This window comes from Pseudomonas purpurea (assembly GCF_039908635.1).
GTDB classification, from domain to species: Bacteria; Pseudomonadota; Gammaproteobacteria; order Pseudomonadales; family Pseudomonadaceae; genus Aquipseudomonas; species Aquipseudomonas purpurea.
The window spans coordinates 1,095,814-1,114,989 of the sequence record NZ_CP150918.1; the positions used below are offsets into that span (position 1 = coordinate 1,095,814).

Consider the following 19,176-nt stretch of genomic DNA (forward strand, 5'->3'; position numbering starts at 1 on the left):
GAGCCGCCGCGCGGTGCCTGACACTCGGGTTCCTTGCCCCTTGGCCCGCTGGAGTTCCCTATGAATGAGTCTGTGCGCTTCGAAGATAAAGTCGTGATCGTCACGGGAGCGGGCGGTGGCCTGGGGCGGGCCCATGCACTGTTGTTTGCCAGGCAGGGCGCCAAGGTGTTGGTCAACGACCTCGGCGGTTCGGCGCAAGGCGAAGGCGCCAATGCCTTTGCGGCAGACCGGGTGGTGACGGAAATCCGCGAGGCGGGCGGCACGGCGCAGGCCAACTACGACTCGGTCACCGACGGTGACAAACTGGTGCAGCATGCCCTTGATGCGTTTGGCCGCGTCGATGTGGTGGTCAATAACGCGGGCATTCTGCGGGACAAGACCTTCCACAAAATGGACGACAGCGACTGGGACCTGGTTTATCGGATCCATGTTGAAGGTGCCTACAAAGTCACCCGCGCCGCCTGGCCGTACCTGCGTGAGCAAAACTATGGCCGGGTGATCTTCACCGCATCGACCTCCGGCATTTATGGCAACTTCGGCCAGTCCAACTACGGCATGGCCAAACTCGGTCTGTACGGCCTGACCCGCACCTTGGCCATCGAAGGCCGCAAGCACAACATCCTGGTCAACGCGATTGCCCCCACCGGCGGCACGCGCATGACCGAAGGCCTGATTCCGCCGCAGGTGTTCGAACAACTGAAGCCGGAACTGGTCAGCCCGCTGGTGGTTTACCTGGCCAGCGAACAGTGCCAGGAAACCGCAGGCCTGTTCGAAGTCGGCGGCGGCTGGATGGGCAAAGTGCGCTGGGAGCGCAGCCTCGGTGCCGGATTCGATCCACGAACCGGATTTTCCCCGGAAGATGTCGCGGCGCATTGGCAGCAGATCTGCGACTTTGAAGGCGCAGCGCACCCCAGGGACAACATTGAAGCGCTGAAGGAAATGATGGGGAATCTGCAGAAGTATTCGCTTTGAGCGTCGCGCTTGGGTGTTGACCCTTTGCTTCATCAAGCGGCATAAAAAAGGCCGCTGCAAACGCAGCGGCCAAGGTAAGACGTTAGATCAAGGAGCTACCAATCAACGTCAGTGAACACGGGGCGACGGATTGAAACGGGGTGGCCAATCAGTCTGGATTCCATTGCGCAGCGCACGGTCTGCGCTGGCACTTGCAGGGCGTTTGCCGTGAAAGCCCGGCAAGAATAAGGTCTTGTTCCCACAGGAAAAATAGCCAATCAAGACAATGACTTTTACAGCCTGAGCAACAGTGTGCCGGTCGGCGTGCCCAGTAACGGTAGCAGGTGTTTTCGGGTTATCCATCTCGCGTATCAACCGCCATCCAGCCAGCGCGTTTGCGCTTGTTGTTTCGCGCAGACGCGGGCTCGGGCGGCATGACTTGAGCGCTGTCGGCTGCGAGGCCGCGATGACGGGAGCGCGTCAGTGGCGCGTCGAAAGGGCGGCGTTGGTGATCAGATCACGCGCAGGGAGCGCCTGTATCAAACCCCATCCGCCAACTCACGGCCCGTGTCGCCGCCAGCAATCGCTGGGCCGCAGGGCCGTTCTCGTCGGCGTGGAACAGCGAGGTCGGCCCGACGATGGTCAGCACTGCGGCGACATTACCGACGGCGTTGAACACCGGCGCTGACAGCGCGTCCACACCCGGCATCAACAAGCCATGCACGTGGTGCAGGCCACGTGTGCGGATTTGTTCGCACATTGCGGCATACGCCTGGTCATCGGCCAGCGCATGGGACGCGCTCGCCTGGATCTCCCTTTCGCGTAGTTCGATGGTTTCGCGGCTTGGCAAAAATGCGCTGAACACCAGCCCGGTCGATGAACTGAGCAGCGGCAACACCGACCCCAGTTGTGTCACCACCGTCACGGCCCGCACGGCGGGTTCGATATGCACCACGGTCGCGCCCTGATTGCCCCACACCGCCAGGAAGCAGGTTTCATTCAACTCGTCGCGCAACTCCGCCAAGGGCAGGGCGGCGACTTTCAGCACGTCCATACTGTTGAGCGCAGCGAGCCCCACGCGCAGAGCTTCGCGGCCCAGGCCGTAATGGTTGGTGGCGGTGTTCTGTTCGGCAAAACCGCTGGCGATCAGCGCCTGCAAATAGCGGTGAACCTTGCTCGCCGGCATCTGCACGTGTTCGGCCAACCGTGACAAGGACGTCGACGGCGATAACTCGGCCAGCGCCTTGAGGATGTCCGTGCCGACCTCGGCCGAGCGGACTTTCTGTTTACCGTTGCTGTCGCTGGTTGCCATGGTTCAGTCATATCGGGAGATGAATGGGCGCCTTTATAGCTTGACGGTCAATACCAATCAAATTACGTTATGCGTAATCGAATTACGATAAAAATAACCCGGGCGTGCCGAGACTTTCGAAAGGGAGCCGTGGCCACGGCCTACTCCCTGTTCAGGAGGCTCCATGAACCTCGATTCAACGGCGCCCGAGCTGGCTTATCAGTCAGGCTTTGGCAACGAATTCAGCAGTGAAGCGTTGCCCGGCGCACTGCCCGTCGGCCAGAACTCCCCGCAAAAAGCCCCTTACGGTCTCTACACTGAACTGTTCTCCGGCACTGCGTTCACCATGGTCCGCAGTGAAGCGCGGCGCACCTGGATGTACCGCATCCAGCCATCGGCCAACCACCCGGCGTTCGTCAAGCTTGAGCGACAACTGGCCGGCGGCCCGCTGGGTGACGTAACGCCCAACCGCCTGCGCTGGAACCCGCTGGACATTCCTGCCGAGCCGACCGATTTCATCGACGGTCTGGTGAGCATGGCCGCCAACTCGGGCTCGGAAAAACCGGCCGGAATCAGCATTTATCACTACCGCGCCAATCGCTCGATGGAGCGGGTGTTCTTCAACGCCGACGGCGAACTGTTGCTGGTGCCGGAACTGGGGCGTTTGCGCATCGCCACCGAGTTGGGCGTGCTGGACCTTGAGCCGCTGGAAATCGCAGTGTTGCCGCGTGGTTTGAAGTTTCGCGTCGAGCTGCTCGACCCGCAGGCTCGCGGCTACATCGCCGAGAACCATGGCGCGCCGCTGCGCCTGCCGGACCTCGGGCCGATCGGCAGCAATGGCCTGGCCAATCCTCGGGACTTCCTGACCCCGGTCGCCCATTACGAAAACCTTGCACAACCGACCACCCTGGTGCAGAAATTCCTCGGTGAGTTGTGGGGCTGCGAGCTCGATCATTCGCCGCTGAACGTGGTCGCCTGGCACGGCAACAATGTGCCGTACAAATATGACCTGCGTCGTTTCAACACCATCGGCACCGTCAGCTACGATCACCCGGACCCGTCGATCTTCACCGTGTTGACGTCGCCGACCAGCGTTCATGGCCTGGCCAACCTCGATTTCGTGATCTTCCCGCCACGCTGGATGGTCGCCGAAAACACCTTCCGTCCACCGTGGTTCCACCGCAACCTGATGAACGAATTCATGGGCCTGATCCAGGGCGCCTACGACGCCAAGGCCGAAGGTTTCCTGCCGGGCGGCGCGTCGCTGCACAGCTGCATGAGCGCCCACGGGCCGGACGGCGAGACCTGCACCAAGGCCATCAACGTCGAACTCGCCCCGGCGAAGATCGACAACACCATGGCGTTCATGTTCGAAACCAGCCAGGTCCTGCGCCCGAGCCGTTTCGCCCTGGATTGCCCGCAATTGCAAAACAATTACGATGCTTGCTGGGCCTCGCTGCCCGCCACTTTCAACCCGAACCGGAGATAACCCATGACTCAGACCACCCCCACTCGCAGTTGGGTGACCTCCGCCAACGGCCACGCTGATTTCCCGCTGCAAAACCTGCCGCTGGGCGTGTTCAGCACCAAGGGTTCGGTACCACGCAGCGGTGTCGCCATCGGCGAGCACATTTTCGATCTGGAAGCGGCGCTGGATGTCGGCTTGTTTGACGGTGCCGCACGCGCCGCCGTCGAAGCCACCCGTGGCGGTCAGTTGAACGCCTTTTTCGACCTCGGCCGTGGTGCCCGCGTGGCGCTGCGCGAACGTCTGCTGGAACTGCTCGCCGAAGGCAGCACCCTGCACGGCAAGATCGAAGCCCAAGGCGCGAGACTGCTGCCGCTGGCGGCGGATTGCGTGATGCACCTGCCAGCGAAAATCAACGATTACACCGACTTCTACGTCGGCATCGAGCACGCACAGAACGTCGGCAAACTGTTCCGCCCGGATAACCCGCTGCTGCCGAACTACAAGCACGTGCCGATTGGCTACCACGGTCGCGCGTCGACCATCCGCCCATCCGGCACCGACGTGCGTCGTCCGAAAGGCCAGACCCTGCCAGCCGGCCAGACCGAACCGACCTTTGGTCCTTGTGCCCGTCTGGACTACGAACTGGAACTGGGGATCTGGATCGGCCAGGGCAATGACATGGGCGATTCGATTGCCATCGGCGACGCCGCCGAGCACATCGCCGGTTTCTGCCTGCTCAACGACTGGTCGGCGCGCGACATCCAGGCCTGGGAATACCAGCCACTGGGTCCGTTCCTGTCGAAAAGCTTCATCACCAGCATCTCGCCGTGGGTCGTCACCGCTGAAGCTCTGGAGCCGTTCCGCCGTGCCCAGCCGGCGCGCCCGGAAGGTGATCCGCAGCCGCTGCCATACCTGTTCGACAAACGCGATCAGGCTGCTGGCGCGTTCGACATCGAACTGGAAGTGCTGCTGCTCACCGAAACCATGCGCGAGCAAAACCTGCCGGCGCATCGCCTTACCTTGAGCAACACCCGCCACATGTACTGGACCGTGGCGCAAATGGTCGCGCACCACAGCGTCAACGGTTGCCAGTTGCAGGCCGGTGACCTGTTCGGTTCGGGCACTTTGTCCGGCCCTGAAAACGGTCAGTTCGGCAGCCTGCTGGAAATCACCGAAGGCGGTAAGAAGCCGATCGAGCTGGCGTCGGGCGAGGTGCGCAAGTTCCTTGAAGACGGCGACGAAATCATCCTGCGGGCCCGCTGCAACCGTGAAGGTTTTACCTCCATCGGTTTTGGCGAATGCCGCGGCAAGATCCTGCCCGCACGCTGAGAGGTTCAGGCCATGGAACTCTTTACCTATTACCGTTCGACCTCGTCCTTTCGGGTGCGCATTGCCCTGGCACTCAAAGGGCTGGACTACCAGGCGCTGCCGATCAACCTGATCGCGGCGCAAGGTGGCGAGCACAAGCAACCGGCCTATTTGCAGATCAACCCGCAAGGCCGGGTGCCGGCCTTGCGCACCGATGACGGTGATCTGTTGATCCAGTCCCCGGCGATCATCGAGTACCTGGAAGAACGTTATCCACAGGTGCCGCTGTTGTCCAAGGACCTCGCCAAACGTGCGCACGAGCGCGCGGTGGCGGCGTTGATCGGTTGCGACATCCATCCGCTGCACAACGTCAGCGTGCTCAATCAGCTACGCCAACTCGGTCACGACGAGCCGCAGGTGGTGCAGTGGATCGGTCACTGGGTCACTCAGGGACTGGCGACGGTGGAGCAGTTGATTGGCGATGAGGGTTACTGCTTTGGCAGCGCGCCGGGGTTGGCGGATGTGTATCTGATCCCGCAGCTGTATGCGGCCGAGCGCTTCAATATTTCCCTTGACGCGTACCCTCGCATTCGCCGCGTGACCGCGTTGGCGACGCAGCACCCGGCGTTCATCAAGGCCCACCCGGGGAACCAGCCCGACACTCCCTGAAGAAGAATACTGACTGCTTGTGTGGCGAGGGAGCTTGCTCCCGCTGGACTGTGCAGCAGTCCCATTCTTTTAGTTAGAGAGTGGGGCCGCTTTGCGGCCCAGCGGGAGCAAGCTCCCTCGCCACAAGTGATCATTTTGAATCATGGGCATCACAGCGTTCAACCGACCATAAAAACAAAAAAGGTACCTTGCGATGCACAATCAGATTGCCAGCTTTCGGGCGGCACTCGACGCCCGTCCGGTGTCGCGTTATCAGTGGTTGCTCCTTTTACTCCTGGCGTTGTTGCTGGTGACTGACGGCTACGACGCGCAGGTGTTGGGTTATGTGGTACCCGCGCTGGCGCAGGATTGGGGGCTTGAGAAATCTGCGTTCGGCCCGGTGTTCAGTGCCAATCTGCTCGGTCTGACCCTTGGATCATTGGCCGTCACGCCGTTGGCTGACCGCTTTGGCGTGCGGCGCATTCTGCTGGGCTGCGTGCTGATCTACGCCAGCCTGACGGTGCTGATGGTGTTCGCCGATTCCCTGAACACGCTGATGGCTGCGCGGTTTATCTGTGGCATTGGCATGGGCGGGGCGATGCCCAGCGCCATGGCGTTGATGTCCGAGTACTCGCCGCCGCGTCTGCGCACGCTGATGGTCACGCTCGCGGCCTGCGGCTTCTCGTTTGGCGGCGCGGCCGGGGGCTTTGTCGCCGCAGGGTTTATCGACAGCTTTGGCTGGCAAGCGGTGTTCCTCGCGGGCGGCGTCACGCCGTTGCTGCTGTTCCCGTTTCTGGTCTGGTTCCTGCCTGAATCCCTGCCGCGTTTGCTGCGTGACCCGGCGCCTTACGCACGCTTGCGCAACGTCACGGCGCGCATGCTGCCGGACTGGCAGCCACCCCTGGCCTCGGCGCAACAGAATGCGCAGGAGCAGGGCAGCAAACTGACGGTGATCGAACTGTTTCGCCACGGTTATGCACGCCCGACTCTGCTGATCTGGTCGACCTTTTTCGTCAGCCTGATCCTGCTGTACTTCATGATCAGCTGGTTGCCCACGTTGTTGCTCGAAAGCGGCCTGACGCTCAACGAAGCCAACCTCGTGACCTCGATGTTCCTGTTTGCCGGCACCCTCGGCGCGATTGGCATGGCCTGGTTTGCCGACCGTCTCAAGCGCAAGGTGTGCCTGTTGTCGGCAGTACTCACGGCGGCGGCGCTGTGCACGATTCTGCTGGGCTTGAACCACGACAATCCGCGTTACCTGGTGGCGTTCGTGTTTGCCGCAGGGTTCTGCATCATCGGCGGTCAACTGACCCTCAATGCGTTTGCCAGCAACTTCTATCCGGCCCACGTCCGCGCCACAGGCACCGGATGGGCGTTGGGGGTTGGCCGGTTCGGTTCGATCCTCGGGCCGTTGTTTGGCGGCATGCTGCTGGCGATGCACATCCCGGTGCAGCAGATTTTCTTCTTCTGCGCGATCCCGGCCGTGATCGCCGCGTTGCTGATCATTCAGGTGCGTTCGCCGGTGGACGTTGCAGGCGTTACACCCGATGCCCGCAAGGACCTGGGCGCAACGGCCAAATCCTGACGCACCTCGATCCTGGCCCCGTCAGCGGGCGCGGGCCTGGATCAGGCGCAACCCCCAGCCGGTCGCATAGCAGCCATCCGGTTGTTCCAGGCGGGTGATCGACGCCTTGAAGCGCCCTTCCAATTGCACTCTGGCGGCCGGGGTCAACCGGTCGATGTCGTAGGTTTCGCTGAGTGAACCCCAGAGCTCGGCGAAGTCCGGGTGCCACGCCACGTCGATGTCTTCAAACGTCACGTCGTCGAAGTTCTTGCTGAACAGTTCCTGCCAACCGGTTTCGGTGCGCATGCGTGGATCGCCCATCGGCAAATGCGCCAGTGCATCCTGCGTGGCGACTTGGCGAAACACCTGCAGATACGCTTCGCCCAACGGCCCCATTAAAAAACCACGACCGACGATGGCCGCGACCTTGCCGTCCTTGCGCAGCACGCGGTGGACTTCACCGAGCACCTGTTCGATGTCATCCATCAACATCAGCGCCAGATGCGACACCACCACGTCGACACTGGCGGTGGCAATCGACAAGGCCTGGGCGCGTTCCTTGAGCAGGCGAACATCGGCCGGCAGGATGGAGCGCGCCACGTCCAGTTCGGCCTGGCTCATGTCCACGCCGATCAGGTTGAGCCTGTCGGGATAGCGTTCGCCAAGCAGCTTGAGCAGGTAACCGTTGCCGCAGGCCAGGTCCAGTACGGTCAAGGGTGCGGCCTGGGTGGCGAGGGTGGCTGCCAGCGCGGCATAGGACGACTCATGGCGGTCGCTGCGCAAATGGGCGAACGCCGCGCTGGTAGTGCCTGGCTGGCGTTGATGGAAATCTTCGAGGAAACGTTCAGCAGGTGATAGGGCGTTCATGACAGCCTCATCCATGGTGGCGCAAAAGGTTGAGCGTGAGTGGAGCACTTGAGGCGTCAATGCACAATCGAATTGGGAGGTAGGTGCCCGAGCCGTTCGGTCAGGCGAATGCGCTGAATCGGGTCTTCGCTGAGCAGCAGGGCATGTTCGAGGTCGTAACGCTCGGCATTGGGGCAGTCGAGCCGCTGGTACAGGCTGGCGCGGGCCAGGTAGTCGCTGGCGCTGGCGTTGCCCAGTTCCAGCACCCGTTCGGCGTCGATCAGTGCGCCGATGTTGTCCTCGTTGGCCAGGTACAACTGGCGCAGGTTGCGCGACAACCGTTGCAGCATCTGCGCCGGTTCGGCCGTGAGCAGATGATCGGCATGGAGCAGCATGTTCGGACCGTACTGGCGTTGCAGCAGTTCACGGCAATCGCCGGGGTACAGGCGTCGGCCGCCGCACGGGTCAAGCAAATGGTCGGCGCCCGGCACCCGTAATAGAAAGTGCCCCGGAAAGTTCACTCCGACCAGCGGGATCTCCAGCCGTCGGGCCAGTTCCAGCGCGATCAACCCGAGCGCCAGGGGTTGGCCGCGCCGACGTTCCAGCACTTTGTCGAGGAGCGCGGCCTGAGGACGCAACGGCGTGTACTCGTCCTGCTGGAAGCCCAGGTCATTCATGCGCCGCAGCAAGGGCTGGCCCAACTCGCTGACTGGCAGCATCGGCAATCCGACGCTAACCCGTTGCTGCAAGTCCTTGAAGTTCGCCAGCAACGCCTCGGGCTTGACCTCGGGATCGTGTTCGGCAGCGATCCACAGCGCAGCCTCGAAAAGCGCGGGGGGAGAGCGTTGCAGGCAGTCGAAAAATGCTTGGCGGGGTTTCATCAAAATCTCCGGCGAATGCCTCGTTTTAGCCCCGTGGCCGGCATTCGTCCAGTGCCGGACATAGCGTGTTGCAGGTTATGTCTTAAAGCCTGAACCGGTGGGCGGCTTATGCCCGCGCGCTCCAGCAATATTTTGGCGCACGCCTATACTGGCGACTACAAGAAGTGTTTCGAGGGCCTTACGATGTTCGCTCTCATGCAAAGCACTCGCCTTGAATCGCTGCACCTGAGCGTTGATCCGGTCACGGGGTTGAAGGCGGTGATTGCCATTCATTGCAGCCGTCTGGGGCCCGCCCTGGGAGGTTGCCGTTACCTTGCCTATCCAGACGACGAAAGCGCCGTCATGGACGCTATGCGCCTGGCCCAGGGCATGAGCTACAAGGCCGCACTGGCCGGCCTGCCTCAGGGCGGCGGCGTGGCGGTGATTATTCGCCCGCCTCACGTCGAAAACCGCGGGGCCCTGTTCGAAGCGTTTGGCCGCTGTGTCGAACAGCTCGACGGTCGCTACATCACGGCCATCGACAGCGGCACGTCGGTTGCCGACATGGACTGCATCGCCCAACAAACCCAGCATGTCACCAGCACCACGGCGTCGGGCGATCCGTCGCCGCATTCGGCCATGGGCGTGTTTGCCGGTATCCGTGCCACGGCCATGGCGCGTCTGGGCAGCGACAACCTGGAAGGGTTGCGCGTGGCGATCCAGGGCCTGGGCAATGTCGGTTTCGCCCTCGCCGAACAGCTGCACGCGGCGGGCGCCGAGTTGCTGGTCAGTGACATCGACCACGGCAAAGTCCAGTTGGCCATGGAACAACTGGGCGCGCACCCGATTGCCAACGAAGCGCTGCTCAGTACTCCGTGTGACATCCTCGCGCCGTGCGGCTTGGGCGGCGTGCTCAACAGCCACAGCGTCACGCAGTTGCGTTGCTCGGCGGTGGCCGGTTCGGCCAACAATCAACTGACCAACCTGCATGTTGCCGATCAACTGGAGAATCGCGGGATTCTGTATGCGCCGGACTACGTGATCAATTCCGGCGGGCTGATTTATGTCTCGCTCAAACACCGTGGCGAGGACTTGCCGACCATCACCGCACACCTTTCGAAGATCAGCTCGCGGCTGACCGAAGTATTCGCCCACGCCCAGGCTGAAAAGCGTTCACCGGCCCGCGTCGCGGACGACCTGGCGGAACGCGTGCTGTATCGCTGAAGGAGCGCCGGCCCGACCCGGCAAGCGTGCTCCCCCGGAGCCTTGCGCCACAAGCGCGGGGCTCAACCACTGCACGCGTATCCGGCGTGCCAGGAGCCCTGTGATGCCCCACAAGGTGGAGCTGTCCTATACCCGTTTTTTATCCCCCGATGGCCAGTTGCTCGGCGATTTGCCGTCCTGGGCCGATGACTTCAATACCTTGACCCGCCTCTATCGGCAGATGGTGCTGACCCGTCTGTTCGACCAGAAAGCCGTGGCCCTGCAACGCACCGGGCGCATCGGCACCTACGCGCCCACCCTCGGCCAGGAAGCGATTGGCGTGGCGCTCGGCAGCCTGATGCACCGTGAAGACGTGCTGGTGCCGTACTACCGCGACACCGCCGTGCAATTGATGCGCGGGGTGCGCATGGAGGAGATTCTGTTGTATTGGGGCGGTGACGAGCGCGGCAGCGACTTTGCCGACCCGGCGGCGGCCGAGGACTTCCCGATCTGTGTACCGATTGCCACCCAGGCGCTGCATGCCTGCGGGGTGGCCAGTGCGTTCAAGATTCGCGGCGAACACCGGGTGGCCGTGACCACCTGCGGCGATGGCGCCACCAGCAAGGGCGATTTCCTTGAAGCGCTGAACGTCGCCGGGGCATGGCAGTTGCCAGTGGTGTTCGTGGTCAACAACAACCAGTGGGCGATCTCGGTGCCACGGCGGATTCAGTGCGGCGCGCCGACCCTGGCACAGAAAGCCGTCGGCGCCGGGTTCCATGGCGAACAGGTCGACGGCAACGACATGCTCGCGGTCTATGACCGGATGCACTGCGCCCTTGAACGTGCGCGTCACGGCAAAGGCCCGGTGTTGCTCGAATGCTTGAGCTATCGTCTCGGCGATCACACCACGGCGGACGATGCGACACGCTACCGGCCGGCCGATGAGGTGAAGCAGGCCTGGCTCGAAGAGCCGATCAAACGCCTGCAACGGTTTCTGGTGGGACAGGGCGTGTGGGACGAGGGGCGCGAACAGGCGCTGATCGCCGAGTGCCAAGGGCAGGTGCAAGTGGCGGTGGATCACTTTGAGGCCGCCGGCCTTCAGCCTCCCGGGTCGGTGATGGATCACGTGTATGCCCAATGGCCGCACGCCCTGGCCGAGCAGCGCGAGTGGCTGCTTGAACGTGCGGTGCGGCACGCGGGAGGGGCCGAGCATGAGTAACGGCAAGGCGACGTTGCTGGAGGCGGTCAACCTGGCGTTGCACCGGGCCATGCGCGAGGACGAAAACGTCATTGTGCTGGGTGAAGACGTGGGCGTGAACGGCGGTGTCTTTCGCGCCACCCTGGGGCTGCGCGACAGTTTCGGCTTCAAACGGGTGATTGACACGCCGCTGGCCGAAACCATGCTCGGCGGGCTGGTGGTGGGCATGGCGGCGCAGGGTTTGAAACCGGTGCTGGAAATCCAGTTCATGGGCTTCATCTACGCCGCCATGGAACACCTGGTGTCCCACGCCAGCCGCATGCGCAACCGCACACGCGGACGCATCACCTGCCCGATGGTGTTGCGCACGCCGATGGGCGCAGGGATTCGCGCACCGGAACATCACAGCGAAAGCACCGAGGCATTGTTTGCGCACATTCCCGGATTGCGTGTGCTGATCCCTTCTTCACCGGCACGGGCTTATGGCCTGTTACTGGCAGCCATCGACGACCCGGACCCGGTGGTTTTCCTTGAGCCGACGCGGCTCTACCGAATGAATCCACAGCCGTTGAGCGACGACGGCAAACGCCTGCCGCTCGATACCTGCTTCACCTTGCGCGAAGGCAGCGATATCACCCTGATCAGTTGGGGCGCGAGTGTCCTGGAAACCTTGCAGGCGGCCGACGTACTGGCCGAGCGCGGCGTATCGGCGGAGGTCATCGATGTGGCCTGTATCAAGCCTCTGGACCTCGACACCCTTGAAGCGTCAGTGCGCAAGACCGGCCGCTGCGTGATCGTCCACGAAGCGCCGCGCACCTGCGGGGTCGGCGCGGAAATCGCCGCCAGTCTCTATGAACGGGCACTGCTCGATCTGCAGGCACCGATTCTGCGGGTCACCGCGCCGGACATTCCGCCACCGCTGTATCGGCTGGAGTCGCTGTACATGCCGAGCGTCGAAGACATTCTGGATGCTTGCGACAGCGTGTTGCTGCACCACTTCTAAAGAGGCGCCTGAAGCGTGGGAGGCTGCGATGAAATATTTCAAACTGCCAGACTTGGGTGAAGGCCTGCAAGAAGCGGAAATCGTCGAGTGGCACGTCAAGGTTGGCGACACGGTGAAGGCCGATCAGTTGCTGGTCTCGGTGGAAACCGCCAAGGCGCTGGTGGACATTCCGGCACCTTACGACGGTGTGGTGGCCAGGACCTACGGCGACGCCGGTGACATTCTGCATGTCGGTGAGCCGTTGCTCGGTTACGAAGGCGAAGCGGACGCCGGCACGGTGGTGGGCCGGCTCGAGGGCGGTGGCGGCACCCAGGACGACCGGTTTTTTATCGGCGCGGCACCGTCGACCCGCGAACACCTGAGCCCCCGTGCAACGCCCGCCGTGCGGCAACTGGCGCGGCAATTGGGCGTCGACTTGAGTGCACTCGCAGACGTCGGTCATGACGGGCCGATTACCCGCAGCGACGTCGAACGGGCATCGCAAACCGCTCGTGACACGTTCGGTGGGGAGAAGCTGCGCGGAGTGCGCCGCAGCATGGCGCTGAACATGGCCAGGTCCCACGCCGAAGTGGTGCCGGTGACGATCTTCGCCGATGCCGATTTGCATCGCTGGGGCCGTGCGCGTGAACCGCTGATTCGCCTGGCCAAAGCGTTGGCATCGGCGTGTGCCGTGGAACCGGTGCTCAACAGCGGTTTTGATGGCTCGTCGCTGTCGATCAAACACCATGACACGCTGGACCTGGGCATTGCCGTGGACACACCCGACGGCTTGTTTGTGCCGGTGCTGCGCGATGTTGGCAATCGTTCATCCGCGGACCTGAAAGAAGGCGTGACCCGTTTACGCGCCGACGTGCAGGCGCGTTCGATCCCGGCCAAGGAGATGATGGGCGCGACCCTGACCTTGTCGAATTTCGGCACCCTGTTCGGGCGTTACGCGAACCCGGTGGTAGTGCCGCCGCAAGTGGCGATCCTGGCCGCCGGGGTGATTCGCGAAGAGCCGGTGGCGGTGGACGGCAAGGTGCTGGTGCATCCAATGCTGCCGCTGTCCCTGACCTTCGATCACCGGGTGGTGACGGGCGGGGAGGCGGCACGGTTCTTCAAGGCGTTGGTCGAGGCGCTGGAGCAGCCCGAGCTTTGAAACCCAGGCATGAAAAAGGCCCTGAGTCCGGGACTCAGGGCCTATTCAATTCGCGCGTTGCTTACTTGGCTTGCTTCGCTGCCTTCGCAGGCTTGGTCGGCTCGGCAGGCTCATCCGATTCAGTGGCTTCAACGGCTTCAGTCGGCACATTGAGCAATTCTGAAAGGGCGTCTGGCTGGCTCTTGAACGCCTTGGCGAACACATCGCGGTTTTTCGCCATGTAGATCCCGGCTTCTTCCACTTGCTGTTCAGTCAGGGACGGAACGGCTTTTTGCAACACTTCAGCCAGCAATTCGGCCAGCTCGAGCATTTTGTCATGACGGTCAGCTTCGGCTTTATCCATGAACAAGCGCTCCAGATCTCGGCTGCTGCGGTATACCACTTCGACGGCCATTCACCACCTCACATGCCTTCACATTGGTTGTCGTTTGCGACTACTGTATTTATATACAGCTAAAAGGATAAGCGAATCCCGGCGCTTTGGGTAGTGGCTTTTTAATGTAGACCGAATTCAGGGTTTGTCAGCATGATCGCGATGGGGCCGCCAAAGCACCACAGAAGTGTCCAGTAACACTCCACAACCATCTCACCCAACAGCCGCTGGCCTTTTTTCTGCATGCAGAACAACCGTCACGTCAAAACCGCATGATTCGGTCACATCGACCTAAGGAAGTACCACTGTGAAAATCAATTGGGCCGAGAACCTTCGCCAGAACGTCCATCAGTTGGCCGAGTCACTGGGCAATCTCTTCGTCGAGACCTTCCACTACCTGGCGTTGTTTGCCATTGGTGCGGTCACCGCGTGGGCGGCGGTGATGGAATTTTTGCAGATGATCGAAGCCGGACACATCAAAATCGATGACATTTTACTGTTGTTCATCTATCTGGAGCTGGGGGCGATGGTCGGGATTTACTTCAAGACCAACCACATGCCCGTGCGTTTTCTGATCTACGTGGCGATCACCGCGCTGACCCGTCTGCTGATCTCCAACGTTTCGCACCACAACCCGCCGGACATCGGGATTATTTACCTGTGCGGCGGGATTCTGCTGTTGGCGTTTGCGATTCTGGTGGTGCGCTACGCCTCTTCGCAATTTCCGTCGGTGAAGATCGAACACCCGCAACGCAAGGTCGGCGCGGGTTCCAGCGAGCACCCGGAAGTCGAGAAGGGTGAAATTTAAAGCCTGGCAGGCAAGGGCTGTCGCCCCTTGAGTGACGGTGGTGGCAGCTTGAGGCTGTCGCCGTCGGTCATGGCTTCGAGGATTGCCACGGCGCTGTGACCCTGTTCGATGGCAATGCCAAATTGAACACTTTGCACCAGCCGTTTCAGGCGTTGCGGGTCATTGCGTTGCTCGGGGCTGATCATCCGTTTGGCGACGATTCGCCCGGCGTTGGAGAGGGTCAGCATGATGCTGCCGTCGAGGCCCTGAATGCTCAGGTTGATCTGATAGTCCGGCGCAAACGTGTCGGTAATCAGTTGGAAAGGGTTGTCCATAATGCGTCACCGCCTGATTGGATCGTGCAGTCATTGACCGGCCGTGATCGGGATTGGTTCGGTTTTCCAGACCGTCGGCAGGCCGTTCGCTGAGGTTTCACTAACGTCCGTATTCCTCAAGTCTGACGAAGCAAGGGGCATGCCGGTCCTGCTTTGGGTCAATAAACAGGCAATAAAAAGGCGGGCACCGAGTGGCCCGCCTTTTTCATTCATGGTCCTTTTCAGGGCATGACGGAGTAGATGATCGCTGACAGTGCGATCAGGCCGATCAGCACCACGAACACGTTTGAGGCTTGCCCCGAATACTGGCGCAACGACGGCACGCGACGGATCGCGTACATCGGCATCAGGAACAGCAGGCAGGCGATGACCGGCCCACCGAGGGTTTCGATCATGCCCAGGATGCTCGGGTTGAAGGTCGCCACGGCCCAGCAACTGAGGATCATGAACAGCGCGGTGGCGCGGTTCAGCCAGCTCGCCGACATCACCCGGCCACGGCCGCGCAGGCTTTTCACGATCAGGCCCTGAAAACCTTCGCTGGCACCGATGTAATGGCCGAGGAAGGATTTGGTGATGGCCACCAACGCAATCAACGGCGCGGCATAGGCAATGACCGGGGTCTGGAAGTGGTTGGCCAGGTACGACAGGATCGAGATGTTCTGCGCCTTGGCGGCGGCCAGGTCGGCCGGCGACAGGGCCAGTACGCAACTGAAGCAGAAGAACATCACCGTCAGCACCATCATGGTGTGGGCAACCGCGAGGATCCCGCTGCTTTTTGATTCGGCCTGAGCGCCGTAACGCTGCTTCTGGTCAACCGCGAACGCCGAAATGATCGGCGAGTGGTTGAACGAGAACACCATCACCGGGATCGCCAGCCACAGGGTCTTGAAGAACAGCGGCAGCGGCATGCCTTCACTGGCCGAGGCGAAGAACGCGCCGTTCCAGTTCGGAATCAGGCTCACGCCCAGCAACAGCAACGCGGCGACAAACGGATACACCAGCACGCTCATGGCCTTGACGATCACGCCCTGGCCACAACGCACGATGGCCATCAGGCCGAGGATCAGCGCCAGCGACAGCACCGCGCGTGGCGGCGTGGCGATGTGCAACTGGTGTTCCATGAAGCTGGTCAGGGTATTGGTCAGCGCCACGCTGTACACCAGCAGGATCGGGAAGATCGCAAAGAAGTACAGCAGGGTGATCAGCTTGCCCGCGCCAATGCCGAAGTGTTCTTCGACCACTTCGGTGATATCCCCGGAGCGCCCGGACAGCACGAAGCGGGTCAGGCCACGGTGAGCGAAGAAGGTCATCGGAAAGGCCAGCAGCGCCAGCACCAGCAATGGCCAGAAACCGCCGACACCGGCGTTGATCGGCAGGAACAGCGTGCCTGCACCAATCGCGGTGCCGTAGAGGCCGAGCATCCAGGTGGTGTCGTGTTTACTCCAGCGTGTTGCGGTGTCGCGGGTCAGGTCTACAGCAGGATTTTCAGCAGCAGGTGTACGTACATCGGTCATCGGTATTGCCTCGTTATTGTTCTTGCTCGGGCTCACGTTGGACAGACCGTTTGAAACTACTGCACTCGGCAATACTGCGTTAAAAACAGGCTCGGAATGCTCATTTACAGCCAGTAAACTCCGCTTCCTCGCCTGTTTTTGCCTTGTCTTGCCTTCGCTCGCTACGTTTCAAACGGCCTGTCAGGGGCAGTCGTCAAGGAATGCTCGTCAGCATTCCACCCAGCTGACAGCCAGGCCGCCCCGTGAAGTTTCTTTGTATTTGTCGTGCATGTCGGCGCCGGTATCGCGCATGGTGCGGATTACCCGGTCCAGGGAAATGAAGTGTTTGCCGTCGCCGCGCAGGGCCATTTGGGTGGCGTTGATTGCCTTTACAGCGGCAATTGCGTTGCGCTCGATGCACGGCACTTGAACCAACCCGCCGACTGGGTCGCAGGTCAGGCCGAGGTTGTGTTCCAGGCCGATTTCGGCGGCGTTTTCCAGTTGTTCGGGCGTCGCGCCCAGGACCTCGGCCAAACCGGCCGCCGCCATGGCGCAGGCCGAGCCGACCTCACCCTGGCAGCCGACTTCGGCGCCGGAGATCGAGGCGTTTTTCTTGCACAGGATGCCCACCGACGCGGCGGCGAGGAAGAAATTCACCACGTCGTCGTCCGTGGCCTCGGGGTTGAACTTCATGTAGTAGTGCAGGACTGCGGGAATGATCCCCGCCGCGCCGTTGGTCGGTGCGGTGACCATGCGTCCGCCGGCGGCGTTTTCTTCGTTCACGGCCAGGGCAAACAGGTTCACCCATTCCATTGCCGAGAGGGTCGAACTGATGACGTTCGGCTTGCCGATTTCCAACAGGCTGCGGTGCAGTTTCGCGGCACGCCGTGGCACATCGAGGCCGCCGGGCAGCACACCTTCATGGCGCAGGCCTTGCTCCACGCATTCGCGCATTACCGACCAGATGTGCAGCAACCCCTGGCGGATTTCCGCGTCGCTGCGCCAGGCGCGTTCGTTGGCCATCATCAACTCGGCAACCCGCAAGCCATGCTGATTGCACAGCGACAGGAGTTCTGCCGCGCTGGAGAAGTCGTAAGGCAATTCGACGTCACCGGCAGGCGCTACGCCGGATTCCGCTTCGGCCGCTTCGACGATGAAACCACCGCCCACCGAGTAGTAGGTTTGTTCCCACAACTTGCCTTGTTCGCCAAACGCGATCAGGGCCATGGCGTTAGGGTGATACGGCAGGCTTTCGTCGAGCAGCAGCAAATCGCGCTGCCAGTCGAAGGCAATGCTCATGCGACCGGCCAGCAGGAGTTCACCGCTTTCACGCAACTGCTGGATGCGCGGGCCGATGCTGGTGGGGTCGACGCTGTCGGGCCATTCGCCCATCAGGCCCATGACGCAGGCGCGGTCGGTGGCGTGGCCGACGCCGGTGGCGGACAGCGAACCATAGAGACGGACTTCCACGCGCCTGACATCGCCCAGCAAACCTTGGTCGAACAGCGATTGGGCGAAGGTCGCGGCGGCGCGCATCGGGCCGACGGTGTGGGAGCTGGACGGACCGATACCGACCTTGAAGAGATCAAAAACACTGATAGCCATGCTAAAGCCTTACAAGCAATGGAGTAGGAATCGCTGCCATTTTTTGTAGGACAAGCGCAATGTCGGCGATACTGCCTACGTCGGTCAGCAGTGACCAACGAAATTTCCTAAGACAGGCTTTAGCAGGACTAAACGATGAGTCGTCAATTTCATGCCCAGACCTATGTCTGGCTGCATGTGTTTTCTTGTGCGGCGCGGCACTTGTCGTTCACGCGGTGTGCCGAAGAATTGCACATCACCCCTGGCGCAGTGAGCCAGCAGATCCGCCAGTTGGAAGAACGCTTGGGTTTTCGGCTGTTCCATCGACGCGCCCGAGGTGTCGAGTTGAGCGCCGAAGGCCAGCGCCTGGCGATTACCGTCAACGAAGCCTACGGCAGCATCGACGCCGAACTGAGTCGGCTGGACGCCGGGATGATCAGCGGCACGTTGCGTTTGCGTTCGATCCCTTCGTTTCTGGGCAAGTGGCTGACCCCGCGCCTGCCGCGTTTGCAGCAACGGTTTCCGGATATCCAGTTGCGGTTGGTGGCCGAGGACAGCAGCGTGGCGCTGCACGAAGGTGACTTCGACTTGGCCATCGACCTGAACGACGGCAGCTATCCGGGGCTGTTATCCACAACCTTGCTCGATGAGCAGATTTTCCCGGTATGCGCGCCGAGTTTGTTGCGCGGTCGTCCGCCGCTGCACGGGCCGGCGGACCTGGTGCATTTTCCGTTGTTGCACGACATCACGGCCTGGCGTGGCAGCTATGAATATGCGGAATGGGAGTTCTACCTCAATGCCATCGGTTTCGATGGGGCAGGGGTGCGGCGCGGGCATACCTTCAATCGCAATCACCTGACCATCGAGGCGGCGATTGCCGGCATGGGCGTAGCCATTGCCCGGCGTACGCTGCTCAACGATGAACTGGAACGCGGGACACTGATCGTGCCGTTTGGCGTTGCGGTACCCAATTTCAAACGTTATGTGCTGCTGTATTCGCCGGGCGCGCTGAGCCATCCGGGCGTACGCGCGGTGCATGACTGGCTGGTGGAAGAAGCGGAAATATTTCGCGGTTTGCACCCGCTGGGCGAGGGGCAGTTGTGAGGAATTGTTGCAGTAGAGCAGG

At 61.7% G+C, this 19,176-nt stretch carries 17 protein-coding genes and 1 pseudogene; 11 read left to right on the forward strand and 7 right to left on the reverse strand.

Features of this window, described 5'->3' with window-relative positions:
• The first annotated feature begins 60 nt into the window (after positions 1-60).
• Positions 61-972, forward strand: coding sequence for an SDR family oxidoreductase (locus tag AABM54_RS04940; RefSeq protein ID WP_347904173.1), 912 nt, complete (start codon positions 61-63; stop codon positions 970-972).
• A 496-nt stretch (positions 973-1,468) separates the two neighbouring features.
• Here the strand turns inward: AABM54_RS04940 and AABM54_RS04945 are convergent, their stop codons facing one another.
• Positions 1,469-2,263, reverse strand: coding sequence for an IclR family transcriptional regulator (locus tag AABM54_RS04945; protein ID WP_347904175.1), 795 nt, complete (start codon positions 2,261-2,263; stop codon positions 1,469-1,471).
• A gap of 163 nt (positions 2,264-2,426) precedes the next feature.
• Here AABM54_RS04945 and hmgA point away from each other — a divergent pair, with 163 nt between their 5' ends.
• The 4 genes from hmgA (at position 2,427) to AABM54_RS04965 (ending at position 7,251) form a co-directional block, all read left to right on the forward strand.
• Complete coding sequence (gene hmgA / locus AABM54_RS04950; RefSeq protein ID WP_347904176.1) at positions 2,427-3,731, forward strand: homogentisate 1,2-dioxygenase; 1,305 nt, start codon at positions 2,427-2,429, stop codon at positions 3,729-3,731.
• A 3-nt stretch (positions 3,732-3,734) separates the two neighbouring features.
• Positions 3,735-5,039, forward strand: coding sequence for a fumarylacetoacetase (fahA, locus tag AABM54_RS04955; protein ID WP_347904177.1), 1,305 nt, complete (start codon positions 3,735-3,737; stop codon positions 5,037-5,039).
• 12 nt (positions 5,040-5,051) lie between these two features.
• A complete protein-coding gene (gene maiA / locus AABM54_RS04960) occupies positions 5,052-5,687 on the forward strand; it encodes a maleylacetoacetate isomerase (RefSeq protein WP_347904179.1) in 636 nt (211 codons plus the stop codon).
• A 193-nt stretch (positions 5,688-5,880) separates the two neighbouring features.
• Positions 5,881-7,251 (forward strand): aromatic acid/H+ symport family MFS transporter, encoded by a 1,371-nt coding sequence (locus AABM54_RS04965; protein WP_347904181.1) that lies wholly within the window; start codon positions 5,881-5,883, stop codon positions 7,249-7,251.
• A gap of 21 nt (positions 7,252-7,272) precedes the next feature.
• On the opposite strand, the gene AABM54_RS04970 is transcribed toward AABM54_RS04965, so the two are convergent.
• Together AABM54_RS04970 and AABM54_RS04975 are read right to left on the reverse strand one after the other, a co-directional pair.
• Positions 7,273-8,097: a class I SAM-dependent methyltransferase gene (locus AABM54_RS04970; RefSeq protein ID WP_347904183.1), complete on the reverse strand. Its 825-nt coding sequence runs from the start codon at positions 8,095-8,097 to the stop codon at positions 7,273-7,275.
• Between the two features lie 56 nt (positions 8,098-8,153).
• Positions 8,154-8,957 carry a transglutaminase family protein gene (locus tag AABM54_RS04975; RefSeq protein ID WP_347904185.1) on the reverse strand — a complete coding sequence of 268 codons (804 nt, stop codon included), beginning with the start codon at positions 8,955-8,957 and terminating at the stop codon, positions 8,154-8,156.
• A gap of 183 nt (positions 8,958-9,140) precedes the next feature.
• Between AABM54_RS04975 and AABM54_RS04980 the strand changes: the two genes are divergently transcribed.
• The 4 genes from AABM54_RS04980 to AABM54_RS04995 all read left to right on the forward strand — a co-directional run bounded on the left by AABM54_RS04980 (position 9,141) and on the right by AABM54_RS04995 (position 13,478).
• Positions 9,141-10,160, forward strand: coding sequence for a Glu/Leu/Phe/Val dehydrogenase dimerization domain-containing protein (locus AABM54_RS04980; protein WP_347904186.1), 1,020 nt, complete (start codon positions 9,141-9,143; stop codon positions 10,158-10,160).
• A 100-nt stretch (positions 10,161-10,260) separates the two neighbouring features.
• Positions 10,261-11,358 (forward strand): pyruvate dehydrogenase (acetyl-transferring) E1 component subunit alpha, encoded by a 1,098-nt coding sequence (gene pdhA / locus AABM54_RS04985; protein ID WP_347904187.1) that lies wholly within the window; start codon positions 10,261-10,263, stop codon positions 11,356-11,358.
• On the forward strand, positions 11,351-12,340 hold the full coding sequence (locus tag AABM54_RS04990; protein WP_347904188.1) for an alpha-ketoacid dehydrogenase subunit beta: 990 nt from the start codon (positions 11,351-11,353) through the stop codon (positions 12,338-12,340). The genes pdhA and AABM54_RS04990 overlap by 8 nt, the downstream gene beginning before the upstream one ends.
• 28 nt (positions 12,341-12,368) lie before the next feature.
• Complete coding sequence (locus AABM54_RS04995; protein WP_347904189.1) at positions 12,369-13,478, forward strand: dihydrolipoamide acetyltransferase family protein; 1,110 nt, start codon at positions 12,369-12,371, stop codon at positions 13,476-13,478.
• 154 nt (positions 13,479-13,632) lie between these two features.
• Here AABM54_RS04995 and AABM54_RS05000 read toward each other — a convergent pair.
• A pseudogene (locus AABM54_RS05000) lies at positions 13,633-13,872 on the reverse strand (YebG family protein); the annotation flags it as partial.
• A 286-nt stretch (positions 13,873-14,158) separates the two neighbouring features.
• On the opposite strand from AABM54_RS05000, the gene AABM54_RS05005 reads away from it, so the two are divergent.
• A complete protein-coding gene (locus tag AABM54_RS05005) occupies positions 14,159-14,659 on the forward strand; it encodes a phosphate-starvation-inducible PsiE family protein (protein ID WP_347904191.1) in 501 nt (166 codons plus the stop codon).
• Here the strand turns inward: AABM54_RS05005 and AABM54_RS05010 are convergent.
• The 3 genes from AABM54_RS05010 to AABM54_RS05020 form a co-directional block, all read right to left on the reverse strand.
• Positions 14,656-14,973 (reverse strand): DUF3509 domain-containing protein, encoded by a 318-nt coding sequence (locus tag AABM54_RS05010; protein WP_347904193.1) that lies wholly within the window; start codon positions 14,971-14,973, stop codon positions 14,656-14,658. The two genes, AABM54_RS05005 and AABM54_RS05010, sit on opposite strands and share 4 nt — an antisense overlap.
• A gap of 221 nt (positions 14,974-15,194) precedes the next feature.
• Positions 15,195-16,487 carry a serine/threonine transporter gene (locus AABM54_RS05015; protein WP_347904194.1) on the reverse strand — a complete coding sequence of 431 codons (1,293 nt, stop codon included), beginning with the start codon at positions 16,485-16,487 and terminating at the stop codon, positions 15,195-15,197.
• A 207-nt stretch (positions 16,488-16,694) separates the two neighbouring features.
• A complete protein-coding gene (locus AABM54_RS05020) occupies positions 16,695-18,071 on the reverse strand; it encodes an L-serine ammonia-lyase (protein WP_347904195.1) in 1,377 nt (458 codons plus the stop codon).
• Between the two features lie 135 nt (positions 18,072-18,206).
• Between AABM54_RS05020 and AABM54_RS05025 the strand changes: the two genes are divergently transcribed.
• Entirely contained in the window at positions 18,207-19,154 is a 948-nt protein-coding gene (locus AABM54_RS05025) for a LysR substrate-binding domain-containing protein (RefSeq protein ID WP_347904197.1), read from the forward strand.
• Positions 19,155-19,176: the final 22 nt, after the last annotated feature.

Coding starts and splice junctions, on each gene's coding strand:
- AABM54_RS04940 (WP_347904173.1), top strand. CDS start 61: ATGAATGAGTCTGTGCGCTTCGAAGATAAAGTCGTGATCGTCACGGGA.
- AABM54_RS04945 (WP_347904175.1), bottom strand. CDS start 2,263: ATGGCAACCAGCGACAGCAACGGTAAACAGAAAGTCCGCTCGGCCGAG.
- hmgA (WP_347904176.1), top strand. CDS start 2,427: ATGAACCTCGATTCAACGGCGCCCGAGCTGGCTTATCAGTCAGGCTTT.
- fahA (WP_347904177.1), top strand. CDS start 3,735: ATGACTCAGACCACCCCCACTCGCAGTTGGGTGACCTCCGCCAACGGC.
- maiA (WP_347904179.1), top strand. CDS start 5,052: ATGGAACTCTTTACCTATTACCGTTCGACCTCGTCCTTTCGGGTGCGC.
- AABM54_RS04965 (WP_347904181.1), top strand. CDS start 5,881: ATGCACAATCAGATTGCCAGCTTTCGGGCGGCACTCGACGCCCGTCCG.
- AABM54_RS04970 (WP_347904183.1), bottom strand. CDS start 8,097: ATGAACGCCCTATCACCTGCTGAACGTTTCCTCGAAGATTTCCATCAA.
- AABM54_RS04975 (WP_347904185.1), bottom strand. CDS start 8,957: ATGAAACCCCGCCAAGCATTTTTCGACTGCCTGCAACGCTCTCCCCCC.
- AABM54_RS04980 (WP_347904186.1), top strand. CDS start 9,141: ATGTTCGCTCTCATGCAAAGCACTCGCCTTGAATCGCTGCACCTGAGC.
- AABM54_RS04990 (WP_347904188.1), top strand. CDS start 11,351: ATGAGTAACGGCAAGGCGACGTTGCTGGAGGCGGTCAACCTGGCGTTG.
- AABM54_RS04995 (WP_347904189.1), top strand. CDS start 12,369: ATGAAATATTTCAAACTGCCAGACTTGGGTGAAGGCCTGCAAGAAGCG.
- AABM54_RS05010 (WP_347904193.1), bottom strand. CDS start 14,973: ATGGACAACCCTTTCCAACTGATTACCGACACGTTTGCGCCGGACTAT.
- AABM54_RS05015 (WP_347904194.1), bottom strand. CDS start 16,487: ATGACCGATGTACGTACACCTGCTGCTGAAAATCCTGCTGTAGACCTG.
- AABM54_RS05020 (WP_347904195.1), bottom strand. CDS start 18,071: ATGGCTATCAGTGTTTTTGATCTCTTCAAGGTCGGTATCGGTCCGTCC.
- AABM54_RS05025 (WP_347904197.1), top strand. CDS start 18,207: ATGAGTCGTCAATTTCATGCCCAGACCTATGTCTGGCTGCATGTGTTT.